The 10,603-nt window shown below is 70.9% G+C and carries 12 protein-coding genes; 10 read left to right on the forward strand and 2 right to left on the reverse strand.

All coding sequences use genetic code 11. The features are described 5' to 3' along the window. The first annotated feature begins 5 nt into the window (after window positions 1–5). From LDL49_RS52950 to LDL49_RS52970, 5 genes are all read left to right on the forward strand, one after another. Window positions 6–815 carry an AraC family transcriptional regulator gene (locus LDL49_RS52950; protein ID WP_225302558.1) on the forward strand — a complete coding sequence of 270 codons (810 nt, stop codon included), beginning with the start codon at window positions 6–8 and terminating at the stop codon, window positions 813–815. A gap of 41 nt (window positions 816–856) precedes the next feature. Beyond that, on the forward strand, window positions 857–2,233 hold the full coding sequence (locus LDL49_RS52955; protein ID WP_225302559.1) for a pyridoxal phosphate-dependent decarboxylase family protein: 1,377 nt from the start codon (window positions 857–859) through the stop codon (window positions 2,231–2,233). A gap of 111 nt (window positions 2,234–2,344) precedes the next feature. Further along, on the forward strand, window positions 2,345–3,022 hold the full coding sequence (locus LDL49_RS52960) for a substrate-binding domain-containing protein (RefSeq protein WP_225302560.1): 678 nt from the start codon (window positions 2,345–2,347) through the stop codon (window positions 3,020–3,022). Between the two features lie 18 nt (window positions 3,023–3,040). After that, on the forward strand, window positions 3,041–4,645 hold the full coding sequence (locus tag LDL49_RS52965; protein WP_225302561.1) for an FAD-dependent oxidoreductase: 1,605 nt from the start codon (window positions 3,041–3,043) through the stop codon (window positions 4,643–4,645). A gap of 244 nt (window positions 4,646–4,889) precedes the next feature. Then, window positions 4,890–5,663, forward strand: coding sequence for a GNAT family N-acetyltransferase (locus tag LDL49_RS52970; protein ID WP_225302562.1), 774 nt, complete (start codon window positions 4,890–4,892; stop codon window positions 5,661–5,663). 11 nt (window positions 5,664–5,674) lie between these two features. Here the strand turns inward: LDL49_RS52970 and LDL49_RS52975 are convergent, their stop codons facing one another. Continuing rightward, window positions 5,675–6,796, reverse strand: a complete 1,122-nt coding sequence (locus tag LDL49_RS52975; protein WP_225302563.1) for a diaminopropionate ammonia-lyase — start codon at window positions 6,794–6,796, stop codon at window positions 5,675–5,677. 197 nt (window positions 6,797–6,993) lie between these two features. On the opposite strand from LDL49_RS52975, the gene LDL49_RS52980 reads away from it, so the two are divergent. Continuing rightward, complete coding sequence (locus tag LDL49_RS52980; RefSeq protein WP_225302564.1) at window positions 6,994–7,839, forward strand: EamA family transporter; 846 nt, start codon at window positions 6,994–6,996, stop codon at window positions 7,837–7,839. Between the two features lie 106 nt (window positions 7,840–7,945). On the opposite strand, the gene LDL49_RS52985 is transcribed toward LDL49_RS52980, so the two are convergent. After that, the gene (locus LDL49_RS52985; protein ID WP_225302565.1) at window positions 7,946–8,731 is read right to left on the reverse strand and encodes a M23 family metallopeptidase; all 786 of its coding nucleotides are present in this window, start codon (window positions 8,729–8,731) and stop codon (window positions 7,946–7,948) included. Between LDL49_RS52985 and LDL49_RS52990 the strand changes: the two genes are divergently transcribed. From LDL49_RS52990 to LDL49_RS53005, 4 genes are all read left to right on the forward strand, one after another. Further along, a complete protein-coding gene (locus LDL49_RS52990; RefSeq protein ID WP_225302566.1) occupies window positions 8,730–8,870 on the forward strand; it encodes a hypothetical protein in 141 nt (46 codons plus the stop codon). The two genes, LDL49_RS52985 and LDL49_RS52990, sit on opposite strands and share 2 nt — an antisense overlap. Window positions 8,871–9,166: 296 nt before the next feature. Continuing rightward, window positions 9,167–9,709 carry a helix-turn-helix domain-containing protein gene (locus LDL49_RS52995; protein WP_225302567.1) on the forward strand — a complete coding sequence of 181 codons (543 nt, stop codon included), beginning with the start codon at window positions 9,167–9,169 and terminating at the stop codon, window positions 9,707–9,709. Window positions 9,710–9,891: 182 nt separating this feature from the next. Beyond that, window positions 9,892–10,134, forward strand: coding sequence for a hypothetical protein (locus LDL49_RS53000; RefSeq protein WP_225302568.1), 243 nt, complete (start codon window positions 9,892–9,894; stop codon window positions 10,132–10,134). After that, on the forward strand, window positions 10,131–10,603 hold a 473-nt coding region (locus LDL49_RS53005), incomplete at its 3' end, for a type II toxin-antitoxin system VapC family toxin (RefSeq protein ID WP_225302569.1). The genes LDL49_RS53000 and LDL49_RS53005, both read left to right, overlap by 4 nt.

A 10,603-nucleotide genomic window follows, 5' to 3' on the forward strand; every position in this document is an offset into this window, starting at 1 on the left:
GATATGTGGAATCTGCCCGCTACTGGCGTTACCACGGGCTCGGTGGCCTGGACCTGATGCTTGCGCAGTTCGTCCAGCACCGGTTCGCCCGGCACAGCCATGAGACGTACGCGATGGGGACGCTGGAGGCAGGCCAGGAGGAGATCCGGTTCTCCGACGGCGTGCAGTACGCGGGGACGGACGAGGTCGTGGTGATCGAACCGGACGTCGTCCACACGGGCGGCCCCCACACGAGCGAGGGATGGACGTATCGGGTGCTGTACCCGAGCGTCGAGCAGGTGCGGGAGGTCGCCGACGAGATCGGGGTGCCCGGCGGGACCCCGTCGTTCGAGCGGCGGGTGGTCGCCGACCCGCGCATGGCCCGGCGAGTGGCGGCCGCCCATCGCGCGGCGGAGTCCGGCGCGTCGCTGGCCGCCGACTCCCAGCTCCATACGCTGCTGGCCCTCATGCTCCGCGCGTACGGCACGCGCCGACCGCAGCGCCAGGTCCGCCGGACCGGCAGGAGGAGCCTGGTCCAGGTGCGGGATCTGCTGCACGCGACGATGCCGGACCCGCCAGGTCTGACCGAGCTGGCGGCCGCGTCGGGGGTCACGCCGTACGCCCTGTTGCGCTCCTTCCGGCGCGCGTACGGCATGCCGCCACACGCGTACGTGACCCAGCTACGCGTGGCGAAGGCTCGTGAGCTGCTGCGGCAGGGCATGCCGCCGGCGCAGGCGGCCGTCACGGTGGGGTTCTGCGACCAGTCGCACCTCTCACGGCACTTCCGCCGCCTCGTCGGGGTGCCGCCGCGCGCCTACCAGCGTGGAGTGCAATAACCTCCAATCCTTCGCGTACGCCGCGTATCTACCGTGCCCGCATGACGACCGACGAACGTGCTCTTCCCCTCGACCTCGACCCCTCCGCCATTCAGCGCCTGGGCCGGCACGCGGTGGACTTCCTGGCCGACTGGGTCCGCGAGCTGGACTCGGCGCCCGCGAGCGACTACGGGCAGGCCGCACACCTGGTCACCACGCTGCGGCGACCGCCCGGTGACGGACCCGGCGACTTCGCCGCGCTCCTGGAGCTCTTCCGCCAAGCCGCCGGGCAAGGCGTGGACACGGCTGGTCAGGGCTATCTCGCCTACTTCCCGGCGGGCGGGCTGGTCACGGCGGCGCTGGCCGAACTGCTCGCCCTGACCGTCAACCGCTTCACCGGCGTGGCCCAGGTGGCGCCCGCGCTGGTCGCCATGGAGCACGGGGTGCTGACCTGGTTCTGCGACCGGTTCGGGCTGCCGGCGGGCTCGGGCGGGCTGGTCACGACGGGCGCGTCGGTGGCGACGCTCTCGGCGCTGCTCGCCGCCCGCCACTCCCACGGGGACGGCATCCTGTACGTGACCGAGCACACGCACTACTGCGTCGCCAAGGCCGCCCGCATCGCCGGCCTGCCCGCCGAGCGGATCCGTACCGTGCCCGCCACCGCGGACCTGCGCATGGATGTCTCGGCGGCGGCCACGATGATCGCCGCCGACCGCGCCGCCGGGCTGCATCCGTTCCTGCTGGTCGGCACCGCGGGGACCACCAGCTCCGGCACCATCGACCCGCTTCCCGAGCTGGGCGAGCTGGCTCGCCGGGAGGGGCTGTGGTTCCACGTGGACGCCGCCTACGGTGGCGGGTTCCAGCTCACCGAGCGGGGCCGGGACCGGCTCGCCGGGATCGAGGCGGCCGACTCGATCGCGCTGGATCCGCACAAGAGCCTGTTCCTCCCGTACGGCACGGGCCTGCTCCTGGTGCGCGACCCGGCCGTACTGCATGCCGCCCACGCGGCCGACGCCCGCTACCTTCAGGACCTCAGCCCGGTGGACGACCTGCCCGACTTCGGGCACCTCGGGGTGGAGCTGACCCGGGAGTTCCGTGGGCTGCGGCTGTGGCTGCCCCTGCACCTGCACGGCGTCCGGGCCTTCGAACGGGAGCTGGACGAGAAGCTCAACCTCGCCGCCCACCTCCACAACCGGCTCACCCAGGACTCACGCTTCGAGGTGCCGTGGCAGCCGGACCTGACGGTGGTGCTCTTCCGGCTGCGCGGGACGGACGAGGACAACAGGCGGCTCCTGGCCGAGATCAATGCCGGCCGGCGCGTGTACCTGAGCAGCACCACCATCGACGGCCGGTTCTTCCTGCGCGTGTGCGTGCTCAGCTTCCGCACCCACGCGGACCGGGTCGAGGAGGCCCTCGCGATCATCCGCTCAGCGTGCTGACCGGAACCCACGAGTACTGAGGGTCGAAGAGCAGGTCAGATACCGCGGGCGGGTTTTGACGACGTCACTGGGCGTTGTCATGCCCGCCAAGGCGGGCGCCGCTGATAAAAGGTGGAGCAGGGTGAGCGGCGGCGGATCTTCAGCGGGGAGAGCCGGATTCGGCTGGCCGACGGATGCGTCCTGCTCGGCAGGACGATCGACCCGGACGACCTGTCTCGGCTGCTGACCGACGGCATTCCGTTCGTCTCGGTCGGCCGTCGCGACGACGCCGGCGGGCCGGTGCCGTACGTCGGAGCGGACTACCCGCCGGCGGTGCGCGCGCTGGTCGAGCGGGCGGCGGCGCTCGGGCACCGACGGATGGCCTATGTCGGAGCGGGGCAGGGCGCGGAGTCCTTCGCCGACCGGCTGCGTGGTTTCACCGAAGGTGTGGCCGCGACCGGTGTCGAAGGGCTGCACCTGAGCACCGTGGACGGGCTGTTCGATTCCGGGGCGACCGCGGTGTTCGCCGAGGAGCTGGCCGACGGCGTGGCCATCGTCGAGCTCGCCCGAGCCCGTGGCCTGGACGTGCCGCGCGACCTGTCCATCCTCGCGCTGGGCGCGTCCACCAGGCCGGTGTCGACCGACATCGACTTCGCCGGGTTCCGCATTCCCCGGCGGGAGATGGGGCGCAGGGCCGTCGAGCTGCTCACCGGGGTGCTGGAACGCGGCGGCGTCCCGCAGGAGCTGCTGGCGTGCGAGCTGGTCGAAGGCTCCACCCTGGCCCCCGTACCTGACACAGACCGTACTTGAGGAGAGGTAAAACCCCGCGTGGTTGAGATATCGGCAGACGCGCTCGTCGTCGGCGGCGGCCTGGGTGGCGTGGCCGCCGCGCTGGCCCTGTTGCGGGCCGGGCGCTCGGTGGTGCTCACCGAGGAGTACGACTGGCTGGGCGGACAGCTCACCAGCCAGGCGGTGCCCCCGGACGAGCACACCTGGGTGGAGCGGTTCGGCGTCACGGCGAGCTATCGCGCGCTGCGCGACGGCATCCGGCGCTACTACCGCGACCACTACCCGCTGACCGAGCGGGCGCGGGCGTGGCCGGAGCTGAACCCGGGCGCCGGGCACGTCAGCAAGCTGTGCCACGAGCCGAGGGTCGCCGTCGCGGTCATCGAGGCGATGCTGGCCCCCTACCGGGGGTCGGGCAGGTTACGCCTGCTGCAGCCATACCGGCCGATTGGGGCCGAGGTGGACGGCGACCGCGTCACTGCCGTACGGCTCGCGCACCGCGACGGGGGCGAGGAGATCACCGCGGTGGCGCCGTACGTGCTGGACGCCACCGAGACCGGCGAGCTGCTGCCGCTGACCGGGGCCGAGTACGTGACCGGGTTCGAGTCGCAGGACGAGACCGGTGAGCCGAGCGCCCCGGCGACGGCGCAGCCGATGAACATGCAGGCCGTGTCCGTGTGCTTCGCGATCGACCACGTGGACGGCGACCACACCGTGGACAAGCCTGCCTCGTACGACTTCTGGCGTACCTACCAGCCGTCCTTCTGGGGCGACCGGCTGCTGTCCTGGCGCTGCCCGAGCCCGCGGACGCTGGAGATCATGGAGCGTTCCTTCACCCCGAACCCGGGTGACGATCCCCGTCTAGTGCAGGCCGACCAGCGGGTCAATCCGGGCGACGGCAACCTGTGGACGTTCCGCAGGATCGCCGCCCGCGACAACTTCCTGCCCGGCACGTACGACAGCGACATCACGCTGGTCAACTGGCCGATGATCGACTACCTGGAAGGGCCGATCATCGACGTGCCGGACGCCGATCGGCACCTGGCGGCGGCCCGCGAGCTGTCGATGTCGGTGATGTACTGGTTGCAGACCGAGGCCCCCCGCCACGATGGCGGCACCGGATACCCGGGCCTGCGGCTGCGCGGCGACGTCACCGGCAGCGCCGACGGGCTCGCCCAGGCCCCCTACATCCGCGAGTCCCGGCGCATCCGGGCCCTGACCACCGTCACCGAACAGGACCTGTCCGTGGCGGTACGCGGCGACAAGGGCGCCGCCTCCTATCCCGACTCGGTGGGCGTGGGCATGTACCGCATCGACCTGCACCCCTCGACCGGCGGCGACAACTACATCGACGTCGCCTGCTCCCCGTTCGAGATCCCTCTCGGGGCGCTGATCCCGCAGCGGATGACCAACCTGCTGCCCGCCTCCAAGAACATCGGCACCACCCACATCACCAACGGCGCCTACCGCCTGCACCCGGTGGAGTGGAACGTCGGCGAGGCGGCCGGCGCGCTCGCCGCCTTCTGCCTGGACCACGCCACCACGCCGCACGCCGTGCGCGCGGACGGGCGGCTCCTGGCCGACTACCAGCACCGGCTCGGCCGCGACGGCGTGGAGCTGCGCTGGCCCGACGTCACCGGCTACTGACGCCCGTTTCTGCTGGGGCACCCCGATGGAGGCGACGCTGGCGGCCGGCAGCGTGCGCTACTTCCGCGACGGCGCCCGGCGCTTCCATGCCCTCCGCATTCCGCACCAGGGCGCGTTCGACCTCACGGTCATCGTGGGATGACGCGGCTGACGGGCCGGGGCACTCCGGCCCGTCCTCCAATGCCCGGCGTTCTAGAGTGAGCCGGATGGAGAACGTGTGATTCGGGCCGCGACAGCCGATGACATGCCCGCTGTACGGAAGGTCGCCAAGAGGTTCGGCCTGCTGGCCGGATGGTCCGGGACGTCCGACTTCCTCGACGCCGAGCGCTCTTTCGGCACGCTCCTCTTCGCCGCGGACGATGCCGGTGCGGCCCTCGGCTTCGGGGGCACGCTACGGCGTGGCGCCGTCACCCACCTGGGCGATCTGTTCGTGCTGCCCGAGCATCAGTCCTCAGGGGTGGGCCGGACCATGCTCACGGAGTTGCTCTCCGGAGACGGGCCGAAAGTGACGTTCGCCTCGTCCGATCCGCGCGCCATCGCCCTCTACGTCCGGCATGGCCTGCGTCCCTGGACCCCGCTGCTCTACCTGACCGGTCCGGCCGCGGGCCTGCCCACGCCACCAGTGCGGCCAACGGGTGCGGACGACATCGCGGCGCTGGACGCCCGCGCCTCCGGAGGGGCACGGCGCGCCACCCTCGCCTGGTACGCCGCCCTGCCGGGCGTCACCATGCACGCGACGGACCGAGATTACGCCGCCGCCCGCCAGACCGGCCACGATGTCGTCATCGGCCCGGGCGGCGGGGCCACCCCCCAGGACTGCGCGGACGCGGTACTCGGCGCCCTCGCCGCCACCCAGGCGCGCACCGCCCGGCTCGCGGTCCCGGGGACGCATCCCCTCGTGCCCACGTTGCTCGGCGCCGGCTGGCACATCGCGGACATGGACACCTTGATGGCCGACGATGCCGGCCGCGAACTGATCCGGCCAGACCGCTACGTTCCCCATCCGGACCTCGGCTGAATCGCTCGGGTTCAGTGTTCGATGGCGCGCTTCGGGTTGGCGGCCGTGCCCTCGGTGCAGAGCAGGACGACCACCGAGGCCGGGCCGAGCCCCAGTGCCGTACGGCGCTCTTCGGCGCTCTCCCCGGTGAGTACCGCGCGGACACCGGCGAGCGCGGCGGCCCCGCACGGGCCCGCTGAAATACCGAGTTCCACCAGGTCACCGGCCGCGCGAGCGGCGGCGGCGTCGGTGATGGCGACGGCGGCGTCCAGCCCGCGCCGCAAGTAGGGCCAGGCGATGCTGGACGGGGTGCCGCAGTTCAGCCCGGCCATGGCGGTGTGGCCGGTGGTGAGGCTGACGGGTTCGCCACGGGTGAGACTCTCGATGACGCAGGCCGCGGCTTCCGGCTCGACCGACAGCAAGGCCGGCGCCGGTACGGGCGGACGGCTGCGGTAATGCGTGACCACGGCCTGGGCCAGGGAGCCGACGCCCACCGGGACGGCGACGAGCCCCGGCGCCGTGGCTCCCGCGGCGGCGAGCTGCTCGTCGATCTCGACGCAGAGGGTGGAGTAGCCCTCGACGATCCACGCCGGGATCGTCTCGTAGCCGGGCCAGGCGGTGTCCTGGATCAGGACCGCGTCCGCGGCGGTGGCGGCTGCCTCGGCCGCCTGGTGCACGGCCTCGTCGTACGAGCCCGGAACCCGGGTGATCTCGGCCTCCTCGGCGGCGATGGCCGCCACGGCGTCCGGATGGACGCCCCGGGGGACGAAGATGTGCGCGCGCCGGCCGAGCAGGCGCGCCGTCCGGGCCACGGCGCGGCCGTGGTTGCCGTCGGTGGCACTGACCAGCGTGACGGGCTCCGCACTTGGGCGGTGGGCCGCACGCTCCGCCAGGGCCCGGTGCACCGCCCAGGAAGCGCCCAGCACCTTGAAGGCCGGCAGCCCGAGGCGGGACGACTCGTCCTTGACGAACACCCGGCCGACCGCCAACTCGGTGGCCAGGGAGGGCAGTTCTGTCAGCGGGGTGGATGCGTAACCGGGCAGGGCGGCATGGAAGTCCCGCACCCCGGCAGGGGCGGGCGCGCAGGTCCAGGACCGGGCGGCGGGCTGCGCGAACCATGGCAGAGCCGTCGTGGAAGAAGCGTCGTCTAGCACGTCCTCAGCCTGCGGCCCGCTGCTGCCGTCGGTCCAGCGAATACGGAAATCGGACCTCTGACGCAGACTGAAATCGGCCCTGTCCAGCTGTCCAATCTGCCGGGAGCATGGCTCGTGTACTCCCTATGACTCCTGAGAGAGGAAGAGACCATGGGACGGACCGTCCAGCTCGCTACCGTGTGGGGCGGTGAGCGGTGATGCCGACGGCGGTTCTGCTCGCCCTGGCCGCCGCCGCTCTGTACGGCGCCTCGGACTTCCTCGGCGGGCTGCTGTCGCGCCGTACCCACTACGCGCTGGTCGGGCTCGTCGGGCAGTCCGCCGCCGCCATCGGCGGCCTGGCCGCCGCCCTTGCCGTCAGCGCCCAGCCCAGCATGGGCGCGATCGGATGGGGGATCGGCGCCGGGCTCGGCGGGGCGGTCGGGACGCTGGCCCTCTACCGTGGCCTGTCCCGGGGACGGATGAACGTGGCCGGGCCGCTGTCGGCCGTCGGCGCGGCCGGTCTGCCCATCCCGGTCGACCTGCTGTCCGGCGGGGAGTTCACGGCGCTCGCGGTCCTCGGCGTCGGCCTGGCCATCCCCGGAATCTGGCTGGTCGCCGCGCAGCCGGGCAAGCGTGGCGACGGTGGTGGTGCCGGGGTAGCCGAAGGGCTGCTGGCCGGGCTCGGTTTCGCCGCCCTGTTCGTCTGCCTCGGCCGGGCCGGGGACACGTCGGGGCTGTGGCCGGTGGCCGCGAGCCAGCTGTCCGCCGTCGTCGTCCTGGCCGGCTACGCGCTGGCCGGCCGCCGGAGCATGACCCCACCCGTCGGAACGGCGCGGGTGCCGTGGGCGGCGGGCTGGACCGGAGTCCTGGGAGTGGGCGCGACCGTGCTGTACTTTCTGGCCACCCGCGAGGCGACGCTCACCGTCTCGGCCGTCATCACCTCCCTCTACCCTGCTTTCACGGTTGCCCTGGCCGCCCTGGTGCTGCGGGAGCGGACCAGCCTGGCGCACGCCGCGGGGCTGCTGTTGTGCGCGGCCTCCGTCGGCGCCTTCGCCGCCGGTTGAGCCCGCCCTTCGCCGACTTCCTCGTACGCCCCACCGCACGTCGAAGGCCACTACCCATGATCAGGTAGTGGCCTCCGGCAGAACGTTTCAGCGACCGGCCATCAGGTCAGTCGCAGTGTTCGAACCCGCTGGTGTACGTGCTGCTGCCGACCGAGCCGCCCCACTTGACGCACTTTCCGGCCGCGTTGCGCTTGACCGGTCCCGCGTAGTACTCGAAGCTGCCCGAGTCGGTCGTCCTGCTCGCCCCTTGCGGCTCCAGGAAGGCCGACACCGCCGACGCCGCGCCGAGGCTCGTCGTCTTCATGGTCGCGACGCAGTTGTCGCCGTTGCCCGAGTTGTACAGCAGGTAGGTCCGGCCACCCGTCAGGGCTGCCGAGTCAATGACCGTGAACCCGCTGCCGCAGACGCTCTCGGGGGTGTTGGGGTTGCCGCTGCCGCCACAACCGTTGGTGCTCTTGATGGCCTTCTTCTGGCCCAAGGACACGGTCACGCCCTCCACGGTCGGGCTGGTGTCCATCGCGCCACCGGAGGTCCGCTGTTCGTAGTGCAGGTGCGGGGCGTTGGAGCCACCCGTCGAGCCGACGGTGCCGATCGTGGTGCCCTGGCCGACACTCATGGTGGCGCCCGCGGACTTCACCATGGTCGCGAGGTGGGCGTACCGGGTTCTGGTGCCGTCGCTGTGACGGATCTCCACCCACTTGCCGTAGCTGGTGTTCCCCGCGTTGTAGAAGGTCGCGGTGCCCGCGGCGGTGGCCCGTACGGTCTCACCGTTGATGGCATCGCCTCCGTAGTTCTGCCAGTCGATGGAGCCCGCCGGGTTGTGGGTGGGGGTCCAGTTGTTGGCGTAGAAGGTCTTGCCACAGTTGAACGGGCTCTTGTGGGACACGGCCATGACGCTGGCGCTCTGCGCCGAGGCGGCCTGGGGAATCAGTGTCGCCGCCGCGAAAGTGACCGACACGGCAAGGACGGCAAATCTCAGGGTCTTCGGCCAGGTCGGCCTGCCGGTTGCGATCATGCTCACTTCTCTCTGAACAGGTGCGTATGGGGGGATACGGTTAGGCGCCAGTTGCTTGATGCCAAGAGCCCTGTGGGGACAGGGCTACGTTGGCGGCATGGTGATCCCGTTCTATCGGAAGGGAAGGCCGCCTTCAGGGCGAATGTCGATCAAAGTGACTCCTGACGCAGACCGTAATCGAGGGCCCGCATATCACCCGCATATCGGCGCGGCGCCAGCATCCGGTGCGATTACGAGGTGGGCCGCTGAGCGGCGGTGTCGGGTCGCCGCTCCCGTGGCCTGCACCGTATCGAAGGATTCGCCCTCGCCGGATTGCCACTGTTCGCCAGCCCGGTCCTCGACTCTCCCGCCCTCGCGACGCGGCTGCGCGGCCTGCACACCGCGCTGCTACGCGGCGCCGACCCGCTCGAGCGCGACGAACTGCTCTCCGGCACGATCGCCGCCCTCGTACGCCTCGCCGCCCGTAGACCCCCCGAACCACCCGCCACCGCCCGCGCGGCCACTGCCACATGTCTGGCCGCGAAGGCCCGCGAGCTGATCCACGACTGCTACACGAGCCGATCAACGCCGACGACCTCGCGGCCTGGACCGGCTCCAGCCGGTACGCCGTCTATCGGGCCTTCCGCGCGACCTACGGGCTGGCGCCCAGCGACTATCAGCGCCAGCTGCGCCTGCGTGCCGCTCGCCGCCTGCTCGCCAGGGGGGGCCGCGGCCCGTGTCGCGAGCGAGGTCGGATTCACCGACCAGGCCCATCTCACTCGCTGGTTCACCCGCTCGTACGGCGTCACGCCCGCCCAATACCGCATGGATAGAACTGTTGTTGCATTCTCCGACTTGATCGGCTGCGACGGGTAGTAACTGTCATGTAATTTGCTGTCACAGCCAGGGTGTCTGACGCTGCCCGGCCTCGGCTGGCGTGCGACGAGGCCACGCCGATGTCCGTTTGGCTTAGGCAAACACAGGGAACCGAAGACGCTTGGCCTCAAGCTACTCTGAAGCTACGTCCCAGGTGACGCGACCGAAGGAGCTGAGCGACGGTGAGCGTGGACCTTGAACACGAGCCCATTCATGATCTCGCCCGGCGGGTCATCCGGCTGGCCGAGGAAACCCAGCACGCCGCCCAAGTACTCGAACGCCGCCTGGAAGCACTGGAACGCCGCGGGGCCGTCGGCAGAGCCGAACGCATCCTGAGCATTGCTGCCGACATGCGCGCCCACCTCGGCCAGGACAAGCTGTCCACCGATGACCTCTACGACCCGGACACCGGCCTGCCCGCATGATCATCGACTCTAGTGCCATCATCGCCGTCATCAACGGAGAACCCGAGGCCGTCAGCTTTTCCAACGCTATCGCCGCCGCCGTCTGCCGTATCTCGGCCGTCAACTACGTCGAAGCGGCCATCGTGGCCGACAACCGCGGTGAGAGCATACGCAACGCCTTCGACACCCTCATCAGCGAAATGGGCCTCTTCATCGAGCCCGTAACGCCTAGCCAGGCCAGAATCGCGCGCCGGGCCTACCAGACATACGGCAAGGGCAACCACTCCAAGGCCAAGCTCAACATGGGTGACTGCTTCGCCTACGCCCTCGCCAAGGACCTCGACCAACCCCTGCTGTTCAAAGGGGTCTGGTGCATTTGCTGGGGAGCGGTCACGGTCGGTGATCTCAGCTCAGTTCAGCAGTGCCATCTTTCTGAGGAGGTCGTAGTTGGCGCGGCCGAACATGAGCCGTTTCAAGAATTTGATCTTGC

It is taken from the genome of Nonomuraea aurantiaca, assembly GCF_020215705.1.
Classification (GTDB): Bacteria; Actinomycetota; Actinomycetes; order Streptosporangiales; family Streptosporangiaceae; genus Nonomuraea; species Nonomuraea aurantiaca.